The following is a 15,926-nucleotide window of genomic DNA, read 5'->3' as shown; positions in this document are numbered from 1 at the left end:
CAAGTTTCAACCGCCCAGTAGGCAACACCATCGGGCTATAGCTCCGGACGCTCGTCGAGTCGGTAGCCGAGGCCGTCCATTACTAGCTGGTGAATGGCGTCGATCAGCCGGTCGAGGAGCGACTCGGCGAACACGGGGGCGGAGACGGGCCCGCTGCTCATGATGGATCCCGACCTGCGCGGGGACCCCTACGAGGTGACCGTACCCGGAGGCGAGGGCTTCTTCTACAGCGGCTGGGAGGCCGTAGGCGTCGACGTAGCCGCGGCACACGGCCTTCTGCCGGGCGGGGCGAGCGGCGGGAGGGGCGCTGTGGCAGACCACACATCCATGCCGCTGGAACCTGGCCTCCAGATGAACTCCTTTGTGTCCCGTGCGTGGTGCGCTGGCAGGCTGGGCGGTGGAGCTCGCCCGGGTCTTCCTTCGCACGTCGGCCCGGGCGGGCCACCACGCGCGGTGGCGGGTCAGTGGTGGGGGCTCCAGCGCCCGAAGCGGTACACGTTTCGTCGTCCCCCCTTCCCATACCTGCGGTCCGGACGCATGCGCCCGTTTCTGAGGACGAGGATCCCGTAGACACAGCAGGCAGGGTGGGGAAAACGCGGAAGTTCGCGCTGTGGGGTGTCGGCAATGACCTTCGGGTAGTCCGGTCAGGGGGCAGTAGGGGCCAGCCGAGGACGGGGGTCTATATCCCGCGAGGGACAAACGGTCAGGGACGCCCGACGGAGGTGTACCGGAATCCGATCTCGCGCAGGCGGGAGGGGTCGAGGAGGTTGCGGCCGTCGAACATGACCGGCGTGCGCATGAGGCCGTGCGCTTCGGTCCAGTCGACTTCGGCGAGCTCGGGCCATTCAGTCACGATCACTGCTGCGTCCGCGTCCGAGAGGGCCTGCTGCGGGGTCGACAAGCGGGTCACAGCGTCCCACGGTTCGTCGGCGGCTGGGCGGGCCAGGGGGTCCCAGGAGCGTACGTGTGCGCCTTCAGCGAGCAGACGGCTGGCGAGCACGGTGGAGGGTGCCTCGCGCATGTCGTCGGTATCGGGCTTGAAGGCCATCCCGAGGAGGGCGATGTTCTTGCCGGCGAGGTCACCGAGCTCGTCCTTGAGGTGCTGGATCGCGCGGCGCTTTTGGATGTTGTTGACGTTGATGACGGCGGTGAGGAGCTGGGGGTGGAAGCCGGTGTTGGAGGCCATCTGGCGCAGGGCTTCGCTGTCCTTGGGGAAGCAGGAGCCACCCCAGCCGATGCCGGGGCGCAGGAAGTGTGCACCGAGGCGGTGGTCCATGCCGACGGCGCCAAGGACGTCGGTGACGTTGGCGCCGGTGTTCTCGCAGAGCGTGGCGATCTCGTTGGCGAAGCTGATCTTCGTGGCGAGGAGCGCGTTGGCGGCGAGTTTGACCATCTCAGCGGACTTCACGTCCATGGTGGCCACGGGGGCGTTGATGCCGGTATGGAGGGCGACGACGAGGGCGCCAGCGGTGTTGTTGTCTTGTCCGATGACGATGCGGTCGGGGGCCATGAAGTCCTGGATGGCGCGGCCTTCGGCGGTGAACTCGGGGTTGGAGACGTAGCCGACGTGGGTCATGCCGAGCTCGTCGAGGAGGGCGCGAGCTCGGGCTCCGGTGCCGACGGGGACGGTGGACTTCATGACGACAGCCTTCAGGTCTTGGGCGTCGCTCAGAGAGCGGACGACGGACCACACTCGGGAGAGGTCGGCGTCGCCGGAGGCGGAAGGCGGGGTGTCGACGCACACGTAGGCCATCTCGGCGCCGGTGACGGCCTCTGCGAGGTCCTCGGTGAAGGCGAGACGTTCCTTGTTGCGGGCGATCATGTCGCCGAGTCCGGGCTCGTGGATGGGGACGTCACCGGCGCGCAGAGTGCGGACGCGTTCGGGGTTGATGTCGCGGACGGTGACGTGGTGGCCGAGCTCGGCGAGGCATGCTCCAGTCACCAGGCCGATGTATCCGGCGCCGAACACCGTGATGCGTCGCTCTGCCATGTTCTGTCCATCCTTCTCGTGCTGGTTCACGGGGTTATTCCGTTCTGTCCGGGTGGCGCCCGGATCTCGGGCGCCACCCTACTCGGCTGCGCTTTCACGTCCGGCATCGTGCCGTGTCCCGGTGGTGGAACTGCCGCGACGGACTGCCAGCTCGGGGTTTCAGGTCAACTCCGGTTGGCCAGGACCCCGTCATAGATGTCGAAGTAACGGGGGGCGAGGCTGCGCCAGGAGTAGTGGTCGCGGGCGAACTGGCCGGCGGCTTGGCCTCGGCGGGCCAGCTCGGCCGGGTTGGTGAGGGCGTGTTCGATGGTGGCGGTGAGGTCGGCGAGGTCGCCGGGGGCGGGAAGCCAGCCGGTTGCGTGAAGGCCGCTGGTGGTGACGTAGCCGAGGGGGCCACCACTGGCGGAGGCGATCACGGGGGTGCCGGAGGCCATCGCCTCCAGGTAGACGAGACCGAAGGGCTCGTCTACCGACGGCGCGGTGAGGAGGTCGGAGCAGTGTAGGCCGTCGATGAGGTCGCTGTGGGGGCGCCAGCCGGCGAAGAAGACGTCGTCGGTGATGCCGAGGTCGCCGGCCAGGGTGTGGGGGTGGACTCCCTCCCATTCGCCTGGGTTGCCTCCCAGGATCAGGAGTGCGGGGCGCAGGGGGGTGCGCTCGCGCAGGACGGCCACCGCCTTCAGGAGGAGGTTGAGGTGCTTGAAGGCGAGGAAGCGGCCCATCCACAGCAGCAGTGGCCGGCGTCTGCCCTGGTCGTCGTGGAGCAGGCGGCGAAGGTCGCCGGTGGTGTATCGGATGGTGCCGGGTGCCTGGCCGGGGAGCCAGCCCTGGGGGTCGTCGACGAGCCACCGGTGGAGGATCTTGTAGCGGTGGGTTTCGTCGAAGGTTGCGGGCGGGGTGAAGAGGTCAGTGTCGACGCCGTTGGGTACGAGGTCGATCCGGCTGTCGGGGATGCGGACGAGGGACTGGGCGAGGGAGCGGTCCTGTTCGGAGATGACCACGGTCCGGTCGCTGGTTGCAGCGTAGGCGTGCAGGCGGTCCGCCCAGTACCGGGCGTGGATCCACATGTGCCAGCGGTCGGTGAGCAGGGTCTCGGCCTCGTCGAGACCGGGGGCACCCGCGGTCTGGGTGATGCGCCGCAGGGTGGCCCTGGGCTCGCTGCGGTACTGCTCGCCGAGGTCGGCGATGGACAGGTCGAAGGCGTCGGCAAGGCGCAGGCGGCGCAGGGCGTTGGCGAGGAACTTCAGCTCGGTGCCGTGCAGGGTGGTGACCACTGGCCTGTCGTGGCCATGGGCGATGCCGTGCAGGGGGGTGAGGTGGTGCAGGTGGAGCAGTCCGGCCTGGCCTGCGTGGTGGGTGGTGAGGTGGCGCCGCCAGTAGGCCTCGATGGAGTCGGCGGTGGCGGGGGCGACCGCGGCGAAGACCCGGTCGGGGGCGCTGGTGCGGTCCTCGTAGCTGGGGTGGAGGGGAACGGTCTGGGAGAGGGCGTCCGCACCGTGGGTGTGGGCGGTAGCGGCCGGGTTGTAGTCGGTGACTGTCAGGGGCAGGCCGTCGTAGAACGTGGGGGCGTGGGAGTAAGCACCGGGCTGTCCGAGGGAGCCGGCGAAGATGCGGGCCGGGCAGCCGGCGGCGAGCGTCTGCTCAGTGAGGTTCTTGACGACGAGGGAGGAGCCGCCGCGGGGAAAGAAGAGGATGCCGTGGTCGATGGCCGGGAGCGGGTTCATGCCGGTGTCCTTCCAGTGGGCGTAGGAGGTCAGCGGATGTCGATGCGGAGCGACGGTGTGAAGGCCGTGCGGTGCTCGGCGTCGGCTTCGTGGCGGGCCGCGATCAGCCGGTACATGGCCGCGTAGATCCGCTGGGTGAGCGTCTGGTCCGCGAGGTGCGTCATGCGGCTGGCGACGAGCTCGTCCGGGGGGCAGCCGGCGGCGGCGCGCAGGAACTCGGCTGTCATCGACTGGGGGGTGACGGTGCTGGCGCTGTGCGCGTTCTCGTACACCGTGTCCGCATACCGCCCGCCGGAAGGGTCGATCAGGGGGTTGCGGCGGTGTTCGAGCCGGATGCGGTAGTGGTCACCAACCACGTCGTTCTTGGTGATGCGCACGTGCTGGAGCGGGCCCTGGTGGATGTCGACGACGAATTGGGACATGCGGCCCTTCTCCCTGAAGGGCAGGTGTCCGGCGCGGTCGGCCTCTTGGAGGCCGACTTGGCGGTGGGAGTAGCTGTTGGAGGTGAAGGTGTAGGTGAGGTAGCCGTGGACCCGGGCGGCGTCGTCGAGGAGTTCGAGGGTGAAGGCGAAGTCCATCTCAGCCAGAGCGGTGCGCCGGTCCATGCCGACGGTTGCGGCCGGCTCCGGTGACAGGGGGCGCAGGAGCGCTTCGAGAGCGCGGTTCTGGCCGGTTGCGAGGTAGTCGCCCACGCGCCTCACGTAGTGGCTGGTGATGCGCAGGGCGGTGACGGGGCCTTGGGCCTGGCGCAGGTACCAGGCCATGAGGTCGATGTAGTGGTAGCTGGAGAAGGCGAGCGCGCCGACGCCGTGGGTGTAGCCGTGGGCGTTGCCGAAGGCGTATTCCTCGGGGAGGCGGAAGTGGCCGCCGGTGACCGTGAAGTTGGCCATGGTCAGGGGTTGGCCGTGATTTTCATAGACCTCAGTGATCAGGCGGGAGGACTCGACGAAGGCGTCGTTGGCGCGGCGGCGCATGGGGAGGGCGAAGAGGTGGCCGGGGTTGTTGAGGTGGGCTTTGAGCAGGGTGTCGAAGTGGGTGTCGATGGTGGCGGCGGCGTGCACGTCCCATGCGGCGTCCGCGACGGCGAGGATCGGTTTGTCGCACAGGACGTGGATGCCGCGCAGGGTCGCCCAGTGCAGGTAGGGGTAGTGGGCGACGGGGTCGCAGGCCACGATCGCCACGTCGAAGGTGCTGTGTGCGTGCGCGTCATCGAGGCGGCGCTCCAGGTCTTCGGCCTTCTCCCCCGGCCGGGGTTGAATCCACTGGGGCCGGTCGTAGCACAGGAGATCGAGCAGGTCGGGCATGTGGCGGAGCAGGTTCTCGTCGTAGGGGTCGCGCAGGTCGCAGATGGCGCTGACTCGGACCGGGAATCCGGAGCGCTGCAGGGTGAGGATGGCCGGGACGTGGTTTTCGGTGGCGGCCCAGTGGCCGCAGCCGCCGATGAGCAGGACGTTGATCGGGCGGGGCGTGGTCGAGGGCATGTCGAAGTCGACCCTTCCGGTAATGAGGTGGTGGGCGACCCCGGCACACATGCTGTGCGCCGAGGTCGCGGGAGCCGTTCGGTCAGAGGCCGAGGAGGGTGGTGACGTACTCCGTGAGGTGACTGGTGCCGCCGATGGTGAGAGATGAGTGCCGGATCGACTGGCGGGCGGCGGCGTCGAGGCGGGTGAGGGCCTCGTGGACGGCGGGGATCGCAGGGAGCGCGACGGTCAGGCCGCTGACACCGAGCGATGCCAGGACGGCGGCGCCCACGGGGCTGGCCGCCAGTCCTCCGCAGGCGGTGACCGGAACGCCGGCGGAGTGGGCGGTGTCGGCGACGTGGGCGACGGTGCGGTTCACCGCGACGTGCAGGGCGTCGATGTCGCGAGCCAGGGCCGGGTTGGTGCGCGAGGCTGCCAGGAGGTATTGGGTCAGGTCGTTGGTGCCGATGCTGAGGAAGTCGACGTGCTCAATGAAGAGGTCGACGGCCAGGGCGCAGGCAGGCACCTCCACCATGACTCCGACGGGAACCTTCGGTGCCGCGAGTCGTAGACGGACGTCCTCGGCGATCGCTGCTGCCTGGGTGAACTCCTCGATGGTGGTGACCATCGGGAACATGACCCGCAACTGTGCCCCGTCTGCGGCCGCTCGGTAGATGGCTCGCAGCTGGGGGATCAGGAGGTCGTCCGGGCGGCGCAGGGCCAGACGGATGCCGCGGACGCCGAGGAAGGAGTTGTCTTCCTTGGGCAGGTTCAGGGCGGGGAACGGTTTGTCGCCGCCGATGTCGAGGGTTCGTACGGTGATCTGTGCGCCGCGCGCCGCCCGGGACAGGTCGAGGTAGGCCCGGTAGTGGGCGGACTCGTCGGTGATCTCGTGCTCACGGCCGAGGAAGAGCAGTTCGGTGGCCAGCAGGCCGATCCCCCTGGCGGCGCTGCGTGCGAGTTCGACGGCCTGTGCCGGCTTCACGAGCATGGTGGAAAGGACGATCCCGCCCGGGGCAGGGCCTGCGGCCAGAGCGGCTTCGCGCCGCAGCCGGTCCCGCTCGACCTGTGCGTCTTCGCGGGCAATCGCCCGGTGGAGGTCTGGGCCCTTCAGTCCGGCGTGCAGGAGGCCGCCGCCGCCGTCAAGCGCGCACACGGTGCCCGTCGCCAGGGTCAGGATGCCTGCGTCGGCCGCGACGACGGCGGGGATGCCCAGGCCGTGCGCCACCTGCACCGTATGGGAGGTGGGGCCCCCGCTCGCCGTGCAGAACCCTGCCACGAAGGCGGGGTCGAGGCGAGCGGTGTCGGCCGGGGTCAGATCGGCGGCCACCAGGATGTACCGGCTTTGCGGGGCTGGGTCGTTGAGGCCTCGCACGGGGGCGACAGCCCAGCCGCGTGTTCCGGGTACCCCGCGGTGCGTCGCCGCGTTCTCGAACAACTCGTCCATGTTCAAGCCTCCTGGGGGGTGTGGTGGCGGAACGCCCCGAGCTGCTGGTGGTCCCAGCCGACGGCCCGCCAGCGGTCGGGGTCCAGGCAGCGGCGGGCGTCGATGACGGTCCGTGTGGTGCTGTCGGCCAGGGACGCCGGGTCCAGGGCGGTGTAGCGCGGCCAGTCGGTGGCCACGATCAGCACCCCGGCGCCGACCAGCGCCTCGGCGGGGGCGTCAACCACCATGAGCTCGGGATAGTGGCGCCGCACCAGGTCGTTGACGCTGGGGTCGTGGACACGGACTTCAGCGCCCGCGCGGTGCATCCGGACGGCGATGTCCAGCGCGGGTGAGTCGCTGATGTCTCCGACAGACGGCTTGTAGGAGGTTCCCCACAGGGCAACGACCGCCCCGCGGAGACCTCCCGGCAGGACGGATTCGGCGTGCGCGACGGCGAGCTCGCGGCGTGCGGTGTTGGTCTGCTCCACGGCGGAGAAGAAGTCGGCGGCGGCGCTCTGGCCCAGCGACTGGGCACGGTCGGCGAAGGCCCGGATGTCCTTGCTCAGGCACGAGCCTCCCCAGCCGAGGCCTGCCGTCAGACCGAACGGGCCGATCCTGGGGTCCAATGCCATGGCGGTAGCGACCGTGCGGGAGTCCGCGCCAGCCGCCTGGCAGACGTCGTCGACGAGGTTGGCGAAAGAAATCCGCGTGGACAGGAAGGCGTTGGAGGCAGCCTTCGTCAGATCGGCCGTCACGAAGTCGGTGGACAGCAGCACCACTCCGGCGTCCAGCCAGCCGGCCCACACCCGCCGCGCGGTGCTCTCGACGGCGATCCGGTCGGCATCCGAGGATCCCAGGACCAGCCGCGCGGGGTTCAGGCTTGTCTCCAAGGACAGCGCCTCGCGCAGGAAGTCCGGGCTCCAGCCCACCCGCAGCGGCACTCCCTCCGGGGCCGCGGCGGCCGCCAAGACCGCCAGGCGAGCGCCCTCCCCCACGGGAAGGCTCGACTTTCCGATCAGTACCGCGGGCCGCATCAGCCGGCGGGCGAGCGAGACGATGGCCTCCTCGACCGCGCTCAGATCCATCGTCATCGCCCCCTCGCGCTGCGGGGTCGGCACCGCGAGGAAGAACACGTCGCCGTGGGCGGCGGCCTCGTCGTAGGAGTCGGTGAATCGCAGCTGGCCAGCCGCGATGTGCTTGGCGATGTAGTGCGTGATGCCGGGCTCGTCGAACGGACAGCGTCCGGCCTGCAGTGCCGCCAGCGTCTCGGGGTTGATGTCGAGACCGAGTACGTTATGCCCCAGCTCGGCCAGGGCGGTCAGGTAGGGCACGCCCAGGCGGCCCATACCGATGACGGTGATCTTCATCTTCTTCTCCCAGATGGTGATCCCGCGACAGCGCGCGGGAGGGTGGTCGCGGCTAAGCCCGGGGGCGGCGCTCCGAGAGGGGGCGGGTTGGGCGTAGAGGGCGTTCTCAGGTGGCCTCGGCCGGACGGCGACCCACGATGACGGCGGCCTGAAGGTCGGCCTCGAAGACGCCGTCGGGACGCACGGCCGTCAGCGTGCGGCGCAGTTCCTCCTCGAAGGGGGCCAGCCGGTCCCCGAGCGTCGCCGGTGAGGAGTAGGCGTAGGTGCGCTGGAGGCCCACCAGTTCTTCGAGGGTGTAGGTCTGCCGGTAGTCCGTGCGCAGGACGGACACCTGGCTGAACGCGGACCGCCGCAGGGCCTCCTCGTGTCCGCCGGCGGGTTCGACATACGCGGTGGCAGGGCCCGCGAGGTTGACCGATCCCAGCCAGCGAAGGCGCAGCTGTTCAAGGAGCGGATGCCACCACTCGCGCTGGGTGCCGGGCGCCCGGTATCCGACAACGGCAACGAACCCGCCAGGACGCACGGCCTGGTCGAGGGCTACCAGGACCTGCGGCCGGTCCATCCAGTGGAAGGCGTCCGCGATCGTCACGCCGTGGAATAGCCCCGTGTCCTTCGCAAGGGCCGCCGCTTCGATGGCATCGGCGCGCTTCCAGGTAACCGACGTGATGTTGCGCGTCTGGGCCCAGCCACGGCCGGCCGCCAGCATCTCCTCCGACACGTCGGCTGCGGTGACCGAGGCTCCGCGCTCGGCCAGGTCGAGGCTCAGAGTTCCCGGCCCACACCCGAGGTCGAGGATGCTGGGCCGGAGCGTCGCCCGGCCCCACTGGTTCGCGAGGTAGTCGACGACGGCCGGGGGGTGCGGACGACGGTAGGCGACGTACGGAGCACCGCACGAGGCGAAGATTCCGTCGGCGTTCGCGTAGCGGGTCGTGGGGCTTTGGACGTCTTGGGGCACAACAACCTCCGGGGCTGGCGGTTGGGAAGGTGGGTTTTGTAGTCGGGTGGCCGCCCTCGCTGATGTGCGCACCGATCCGCGTGCCGTCTGCGGGCCGGGTAATTCGGCCACGGCTCCAACGGGTTCGGCTCATCGATGGGGCGTCCGTAGCGGATGTCGCGCAGCCGTTCGCGGCGGCGATCCTGGACGTAGCCGCGGCAGAGCAGGGCATCGTGCCGGTAGGTGGGCTCCTTCGAGGCAGTCGCGCACCACCCGCAGTGCGATGTACGGATCAGGCGGCGCCGGATGGCGAGATTGAACAGAGTGGCGGCGCAGCCGAGCAACGCGCCGATCTCAGCCACCACGTGGTGTCTTCGTCCGTCGTGGTGGTGTTGGCGGCAAGGCACTCGGTCTCGACCTTGACCTGTCGCAGGGCTCACGAAGCGATCGCGCCCGTGGGCGAGGGGATGCAGATGCCTCTACAGATCTACTTCCGGATCGAATGTGTCGATCCAGATCAGTCGCCAGTCAGCGCCCGCTCGCGATAGAGCTCGCTGATCCGGGCAACGGCTCCAGCTGGAGGTTCGTAGACCGGCGGCAGCCTGCTGATCGCGATGTCGAGGTCTCTGGCATCTGGCAACAGCGCGGGCCGCGGCATCGCTGCTCCGTCGGCGGTGCGCAGGTAGAGCTCGATCGCGCGCTCAATACGCCTGTTGCGGGTCAGCACTCTGCTGATGCCGTTGATCTCGTCGAGTCCCAGGGCGAGGAGCACAGCCCGGTTGAGTGCCCGGCGCATGCGGTCTTCGACGGCGCAGTGCAGGTCCAGATCGACGTCGGTGCCGTCGTATCCGAGCAGCGCCCCGTCGAAGACACCGTCGATGCTGTCCGGGAGATGCCAGCCGGGCAGATGCCCGAAGGTGCCGTCGGTCTCTCGGTCGTCGGCGTCGAGCAGATGGTTCCAGTCATCGTGGCGGCGCTTCCACTCCTTGACATGTATCCCACCCGGTTGGTCGGTCTGGGTCTGGTAGTGGTAGTTGACGAAGAGGGGCTGGCCGTTGGCTTCGAGAGCCATGAGCGCGTCGGTATACGCGCGGTTTGCGGCGAAGGGGTACACCAGCCGGCGTGTGCCCCACTCATCGTCGACCTCGCCGAAGACGATGCTGAAGCGCAGCGGGTCGTGGAATGTCATCCGGTCGTCCAGGCCGGCCTGTTCGTCGAGCCAGAGCTTCCGGGCCCGGTGGACGAGGTAGTTGTGCAGGGGGCCGCCCATGTCGCGTTCGCGTACCTCGGCGTCGTCGACGACGCGGGCGACGTTCCTGGCGATGATGGGTACAGCCAGCTCGCGGAAGACCTCGCGCATGCGCTTGGAGATCGCGCGGGTGAGTTCGAAAAGGTCGGGCGCGTGCGCTGTCAGCCGCAGCCCGTCGTACAGCTTGGCGCCCATCGGATTTCCGTTCTCGAGATGCTCCTACAACTGTCAAGCAGCTGGAGTCGTTTTGAGTGATTTGTGTGGCCGGTGTGCTGGTCCAGGCGCGGTGGACCTCGCGCGCGACGGCTCGCTTGAGGCAGCGCGTGATGTCCTTCTTGGACAGCCCTTCCCTTGTGCGGCGTTCGGCGTGAAGCGCGCGAGTTCCAGGACTCTCGCGGGTGTGGGGCAAGGAACCCGTCTGCCGTCCTGCATATGGCGGCAACGAGCGGACGGGTTCAGCAGGATCGTGGTTGTGTCCGCTGGGGTCAGTGGTCGCCGGGAGCGTCCGGGTGCACAGTGCACGGGCCGAATCCCGTTCCCTGTCTCATCGGGTGCACGTGTCGGCGGCCGGACAGGCTGCAGGCGGTCTTAGGGTCCTCGTCGCAGAATTCCACGCACGTGCAGTCCTAGATTTCGTCCAGACTGGTGCGCGCGGGAGCGCTGGGGATCTGTGGCAGACACCGGTGGCGGTCGACCATGAGGTCGAGGCGGGCCAGCGTCCATCCCCTGCCGTCGACGCCTGCCTGGGTGGTGATGGAGCCGCAATTCGTGCACCGGCCCTTCGGCCACATCGCAGTTGCTGCTGAGGGCGGAGTTGACGATCTCGAACTTGTCGCGAGGGAGCGCGTCGGATGAGTCCAGGGCGGCGGTCTCGCAGCCGCCGGTGAGGAACTCCAGGAACTCCAGGGGTAGGTCGACCTCGTGGCCACGCTGGTGGACGTTGCGAGTGGCCGCCCCTACGCCACGAGCAATCGCGGAGCGGAGCCGGTCGACCTCATCTTCCATGTCCAGCAGCCGACGCAGGACCGGGCCCATGCGCTCGCCCATCCACGAGGTGAGGTTCATGCAGTACAAGTCCTCCCGCAGGGTGCTGTGATCGTGCTCGCGGCAGGAACGTACGGACTCGGCGATCCGGTAAATCACAACCGCCCGTAGAAATCGAAAGGGCCCGGCGACTCCGTCGGGCCCATCTGCATGTATTGCTGCTGCTTGCCGTCCTGCTTCTGCAGCGGCCTCTGGAAAGGAGTGCGGTCAACACGACGTTCGGGTGGGGCACGGTTCTGGCTCATGCCGGGAACACTTCCGGATGGTTGGCTTTCCAGTTGAGCCAGTGCTGCATGGGCTCGTCTGCGACGGTGTGGGAGCAATCCATGACCTGCACCAGCGTCATGGCGGGGAGACTGGCATCGTCGCGCTGACTACCGCGCAGTCGTGGCGCGGCCGGCAGCCAGAACGGACCGTACTGCCAGGTGCCCACTCGGTACGACCAGTCGTCGTCATCCCACTTGTGGAAGATGCGGGTGACAGCGTCGACGTCGAGGGGTCGTTTCAGGAGCTTGACCTTGTACCAGTCGTTGAAGCAGCGCGCTTTGTATTCCTGGATGTATGAGGCGAGCATTGCCGCTTCGGCATCGGTGGGCCGGGCCCCGGAGTCCCGGTCGAAGGCGGCGATGTACCGCCACTTCGGGTGTGTGCTCGTCACGGGGATACGGAGCTTGGTGAGGGGGTCGTGCTGGTCGGCATCAGTGCCGAACGGCCAGTTCTCAGCGCTCACTGCTGCACGCCGTCCTCGGTCGACAGGCTGGCACCCATGCGTTGGCGAGCGAATCGGACAACTCTGCGGCCCAGTCGTGCGGTTGCCCGACAGCGGTACGGGGCTCGGGCTGTTTCATGCCGGTCCTTTGGTTGGTCAACGACGGGATCATTCAGAGGCATACCGTTGGAACGAGCGACAATTGGTCAGACACCGGCCTGCTCAGCTGGGGGTGCCGTCGGCGAACCGGTGGGCGCGCTGTTCGGATGCGTCGGCCACTTTTCGCGCCAGCAGGGGTCGGGTGCGGTGAGTGTGGTTCGGAGGTCCGGGTCAGCGGTCATCAGGCAGCGGTCTTTGTCTTCGGGTGCTTGCGGATCGTGGCCGCCGCCGGGTTCTTCGCGGCCACCAACTCGCGCAGCCGGGGCGACATCCGAAACGTCAGCTCCTGCCGGGCGGGGATGGACACCGGCTCACCGGTGATCGGGTTTCGGACCGTCCGGACCAGGCGGTCGACAGGCACCCACGTGCCAAAGTTGGTGATGGCGACGGTGTGTCCGCTGACGACAGCGCGGGTGATGACATCGAAGACGGCCCGGACGGCACGGGCACCTTCTTCGTTGCTGACGCTGAGTTCTATGGCGACGGTTTCGCCGAGGAGGGTGGTGTTGAGGCGGTCATTGATGCGGGCGATGATGGCCATCAGAGTTGTCCTTTGCTGGTAGGCGTCGGCGGCCTGTTACCGGATGGGGTCTCGGCGCAAAGCTTGCGCGCCGGAGACCGCTTGCTGTCGCGGAGGTGAGTCGGCCGGTCGCAGTACCGGCAGAGCTTTTCGGTCCAGGACCAGTGCGATGGGTCCCGCCAGTCGGGGAGTGCACCGGGCGTCGGCTTCGGGCGTGTTCGAGGAAGTTGGCGAAGGTGCGGGGCGGCTGCGCCGCCGGCAGGGGCATCCCCAAGGTCGTCTCGTCGAAGCTGCAGAGGAAGAGCCGAAGCCGTCTCGGACCATCAGCGCTGAATTTCGTGATGGCGGGGATGTTTTGGTGGGAGTCGCTGCCGGTGCGGATGGAGCAGGCGCGTCGGACGGTTGCAGCGGTGCCCTTGGAGGCCCGGCCGGAGTGGTACGCCGGGCGTGATGCTGCGGTCGTCCGCACCGTCGGGTGTGGGTGTCATGGCGGCCAGCCGGTCGCGGATCCCCGCCTGCACAGGAAGGAAGCCTCCCCGGCACAGCACGGGCATGCAGCCGGGAAGGGCTCGGTCATGCGCCCACCACATCCTGGGCGGACAGTACGAGCTGCCGCAGTCCGAGCGCGTGCTTCCCCACCGGGATCCCGACGCCAGAGATCGCGTCGAGCACCTGCTGCGCCGTCTCCTTCCCCATCTCCTTGACCGCGTCGCGGTTGTTCGTACCGAGGAACTGGCAGATGCCGCGCTCCTGGTTAATCTCGATGTTGAGCCGGACGCGGCCGCTGCCGTCGAGCACACCGACAAAGACGTCCAGCCCCAGTTCGTCGGCGTAACCGGCAATACAATTGTTGAGCTGTGATCCCCAGCGGGCCAAGTCGTCTGAGCTCTGGGCGGCAATTAGCCCGTATTCCCCGACGCGGACGCCGTGAAGCTTCTCGGCCGTATCCATTGCCCATGCGGCACGGACCTTCTCGCGGGCGATGCGTTCCTGGCGTATCCGCTCGGCATGTATCTGGTACTCACGTTCCTGGGCGGTCATCAGCTCGCGCCGGTGCTCGGTAAGGAACTTCTCGGCGACCTCGCGGAATTCGGCATCCTTCCATTGCTCCCAGGTCGCAACCGGTAGGTCACAGTTTTCGAGCTGGGCGATGTGCTGGTTGTAGTCGTTCATGTGGTACAGCGCGTTCGCTTCGTTGCTCAAAACGTCGACTGTCCGGTTCGAGCGGGTGAACCGGGGGTCCTCCAACTGCGTCAGGGGCATCGAGCGGACCAGGGCTTCCAGATCCCGCGCATCGCGGATGCGGCGCTGGCCCCGGGCCTTGATCAGCTCGGGCAGGAGGCCCAGGTCGCGCAGCTGCAGGTGGCTGTTGCCAAGGTCACGCACCGTGTTCTTGATGGGTCGCACGCTCTGCGCGACCGGCTCGGCGAGGATCCGTCCCAGGATCGGCTGGGGCACGCGGCGGAACAGCGCCCGGGCCTGCGCGAGCTCGGCCGGTGTGAGGCCGATGCGGTGGTTCGTCTCGGTGCGGCGCATCGACTCGATGATCCAGTCGATCGGCACCAGTCCGCGGAACAGGCGGAACCAATTCAGCACGCTGAGGTCATGGGACTGGCGCCAGTCCCGGTTGGCCCTCATGCACTCGGTCAGGCGCTGGGTCTCGCGCGCCAGGGGCCTGCGGTACCGGGACTTGCCGAACACGTTCTCCGCGACGGCCTTGAAGTCGGTCGCGTCCAGGTAGTGTGTCTGGCCCGAGTGTGCGAGCCTCAGGGGGGAGACTGCCTCCAGCAGCGGGAACCGGTCTGCGGCGATCGGAAGATCGCCGATCAGACGCAGGATTTCGCTCTGCAGGTCCCGGAGGACCGAAGTCATCTGGGCCTGCATCAATCTCGCGGCGAAGTTCTGGACCTCAGGGCCTTCGACGACACGGATGTTCTGAGGATTCCACCCGTAGTGGTATATCGGGTTCAGCAGGAGGTCCAGTAGGAAGCGGTGCAGCAGGCCCTGGAGCTGGAGCTCGCCTCCGGCGAAGAGATGCTGGGTGCTGTTCCTCCTGCTGCTGTGCTCCAGCACGCGCAGCACGACAAGACCGGCCTTGGTACGCAGCAGCGAGAACGCCTGCTGGGTCTGCCAGTAGCGGAAGACTTTGCCGGAGGCGCGCATCCGGTGCACGCGGTACGACACGGAGCCCGACACCGAGACGCGGCCACTCGGCGTAGTACGCACGACGACCCGGAGACTCGAACCGGTGTGGACGCCTTCGGTAGTCGGCTCGAACTGATCGTTGAGGAACTTGATGTGCTCCAGCACGCGCTCGCTAGTCTCCGACATGGTTGCCTCCCGAAATATGGAATGTGAGAGCACGGCACGGCGCTGTTCGGTGGGCCGTGTTCTTCGGGGGGGCACCCGAGATCGGCTTCGCCGATCTGCTTGTAAAAAAGAAGGGCCCCCGCCGCAGCGAGAGGCGCTCCGTACGGCGGGGTCTTGTCGGCGGATCGCGATGATCACGGCCGGCGGGCCGACCGAGACGGTGGTCTGGTAGTGCGGGAGTGCAGTACCGCAGTGGTCAGCGCCTTCGTTGCCCCGATGCGAGCGCGGGCCATGGCAGGCGGGGCCACCAGGGGGCACCGACTGCTGGTGCCCCAGCCGACACAGGGCTTGGCGCCACGCTTCAGGAGGGCGGTGCGGCCCGGCGGCCAGGGAGCGCCTCCGCGAGGTCAATCTCGGCTCAGTACGCGGCCGAGTAGGGACCGGAGCGAGCGGACACGGCCGCGCCCGGGGTCAGGGACTACAGCGTCTTGGGGTTCTGCTTGCTGGGACGGGGGTGGGTCTCGGCGGCGGCTTCGCGGGCGGTCGGTCGTGTCGTGTGGCGATGAGTGGGGATGATTCCGGACCGTTCCGCGAGGTGTCGTTCCGCGGCGCGGTCGGAGGCGTCCAGTTCGTCGTCGTCGTCGTGATCGGCCATGGGGACAGGCTCCTTCAGTGGCAGGGACAGCAGGCGCAGAAGTCCGGGGTGGACCTCGACGATGGTTGTGGCGTTGACGGTGATGGGGACGAAGGTGGTGTCGCTGTCGGCGGGGGCGATGGCGTGCCGGTGGGTGCGGGTCCAGCGGTGAGGGCCTGGGTGAACTCGGTGGCCGGGACCGTGCGCGGGGACGCACCGGGCGCAGGAGAACGCTGCGGATTTCCGGGTGGGGAATAGGCGAGCGCAACAGGCACCGGGCACCGGTCACCACAGGTGCTGAGCTGGCCGCGTGGAGGCACTGAGCGGGGGACCCGGCCTGGATTTGCCCTGCCATTCCTGTGTACTAGCGCTTCGCACGCTCACACCGTCGCAGATGGCAGGG

12 protein-coding genes are annotated in these 15,926 nt (G+C 68.3%); all 12 read right to left on the bottom strand.

Annotated features, from left to right (window positions below; all coding sequences use genetic code 11):
- Window positions 1-703 precede the first annotated feature (703 nt).
- Entirely contained in the window at window positions 704-1,990 is a 1,287-nt protein-coding gene (locus OG285_RS32420) for a UDP-glucose/GDP-mannose dehydrogenase family protein (protein WP_371793034.1), read from the bottom strand.
- A 164-nt stretch (window positions 1,991-2,154) separates the two neighbouring features.
- Entirely contained in the window at window positions 2,155-3,711 is a 1,557-nt protein-coding gene (locus OG285_RS32415) for a glycosyltransferase family 4 protein (protein WP_371793033.1), read from the bottom strand.
- Between the two features lie 29 nt (window positions 3,712-3,740).
- The gene (locus OG285_RS32410; protein WP_371793032.1) at window positions 3,741-5,192 is read right to left on the bottom strand and encodes a Gfo/Idh/MocA family oxidoreductase; all 1,452 of its coding nucleotides are present in this window, start codon (window positions 5,190-5,192) and stop codon (window positions 3,741-3,743) included.
- Window positions 5,193-5,274: 82 nt separating this feature from the next.
- Entirely contained in the window at window positions 5,275-6,618 is a 1,344-nt protein-coding gene (locus tag OG285_RS32405; protein ID WP_371793031.1) for a putative PEP-binding protein, read from the bottom strand.
- A 2-nt stretch (window positions 6,619-6,620) separates the two neighbouring features.
- On the bottom strand, window positions 6,621-7,964 hold the full coding sequence (locus tag OG285_RS32400; protein ID WP_371793030.1) for a UDP-glucose/GDP-mannose dehydrogenase family protein: 1,344 nt from the start codon (window positions 7,962-7,964) through the stop codon (window positions 6,621-6,623).
- 106 nt (window positions 7,965-8,070) lie between these two features.
- Window positions 8,071-8,919, bottom strand: a complete 849-nt coding sequence (locus OG285_RS32395; RefSeq protein ID WP_371793029.1) for a class I SAM-dependent methyltransferase — start codon at window positions 8,917-8,919, stop codon at window positions 8,071-8,073.
- Window positions 8,920-9,415: 496 nt separating this feature from the next.
- A complete protein-coding gene (locus tag OG285_RS32390; protein WP_371793028.1) occupies window positions 9,416-10,342 on the bottom strand; it encodes a hypothetical protein in 927 nt (308 codons plus the stop codon).
- Window positions 10,343-11,286: 944 nt separating this feature from the next.
- On the bottom strand, window positions 11,287-11,436 hold the full coding sequence (locus OG285_RS32385; RefSeq protein WP_371793027.1) for a hypothetical protein: 150 nt from the start codon (window positions 11,434-11,436) through the stop codon (window positions 11,287-11,289).
- Entirely contained in the window at window positions 11,433-11,921 is a 489-nt protein-coding gene (locus OG285_RS32380; protein WP_371793026.1) for a hypothetical protein, read from the bottom strand. Before OG285_RS32380 ends, OG285_RS32385 begins: the two co-directional genes overlap by 4 nt.
- Before the next feature lie 319 nt (window positions 11,922-12,240).
- Window positions 12,241-12,600 (bottom strand): HU family DNA-binding protein, encoded by a 360-nt coding sequence (locus OG285_RS32375; protein WP_371793025.1) that lies wholly within the window; start codon window positions 12,598-12,600, stop codon window positions 12,241-12,243.
- Window positions 12,601-13,152: 552 nt separating this feature from the next.
- Window positions 13,153-14,910 carry a PcfJ domain-containing protein gene (locus tag OG285_RS32370; RefSeq protein WP_371793024.1) on the bottom strand — a complete coding sequence of 586 codons (1,758 nt, stop codon included), beginning with the start codon at window positions 14,908-14,910 and terminating at the stop codon, window positions 13,153-13,155.
- Window positions 14,911-15,367: 457 nt separating this feature from the next.
- On the bottom strand, window positions 15,368-15,544 hold the full coding sequence (locus OG285_RS32365) for a hypothetical protein (RefSeq protein ID WP_371793023.1): 177 nt from the start codon (window positions 15,542-15,544) through the stop codon (window positions 15,368-15,370).
- Between the last annotated feature and the right edge of the window lie 382 nt (window positions 15,545-15,926).

Origin of the sequence: Streptomyces sp. NBC_01471 (assembly GCF_041438865.1) — a bacterium.
Classification (GTDB): Bacteria; Actinomycetota; Actinomycetes; order Streptomycetales; family Streptomycetaceae; genus Streptomyces.
This window is presented reverse-complemented; position numbering and strand designations above follow the sequence as displayed.

Coding starts and splice junctions, on each gene's coding strand:
- OG285_RS32365 (WP_371793023.1), bottom strand. CDS start 15,544: ATGGCCGATCACGACGACGACGACGAACTGGACGCCTCCGACCGCGCC.
- OG285_RS32405 (WP_371793031.1), bottom strand. CDS start 6,618: ATGGACGAGTTGTTCGAGAACGCGGCGACGCACCGCGGGGTACCCGGA.
- OG285_RS32390 (WP_371793028.1), bottom strand. CDS start 10,342: ATGGGCGCCAAGCTGTACGACGGGCTGCGGCTGACAGCGCACGCGCCC.
- OG285_RS32410 (WP_371793032.1), bottom strand. CDS start 5,192: ATGCCCTCGACCACGCCCCGCCCGATCAACGTCCTGCTCATCGGCGGC.
- OG285_RS32385 (WP_371793027.1), bottom strand. CDS start 11,436: ATGAGCCAGAACCGTGCCCCACCCGAACGTCGTGTTGACCGCACTCCT.
- OG285_RS32370 (WP_371793024.1), bottom strand. CDS start 14,910: ATGTCGGAGACTAGCGAGCGCGTGCTGGAGCACATCAAGTTCCTCAAC.
- OG285_RS32375 (WP_371793025.1), bottom strand. CDS start 12,600: ATGGCCATCATCGCCCGCATCAATGACCGCCTCAACACCACCCTCCTC.
- OG285_RS32420 (WP_371793034.1), bottom strand. CDS start 1,990: ATGGCAGAGCGACGCATCACGGTGTTCGGCGCCGGATACATCGGCCTG.
- OG285_RS32415 (WP_371793033.1), bottom strand. CDS start 3,711: ATGAACCCGCTCCCGGCCATCGACCACGGCATCCTCTTCTTTCCCCGC.
- OG285_RS32400 (WP_371793030.1), bottom strand. CDS start 7,964: ATGAAGATCACCGTCATCGGTATGGGCCGCCTGGGCGTGCCCTACCTG.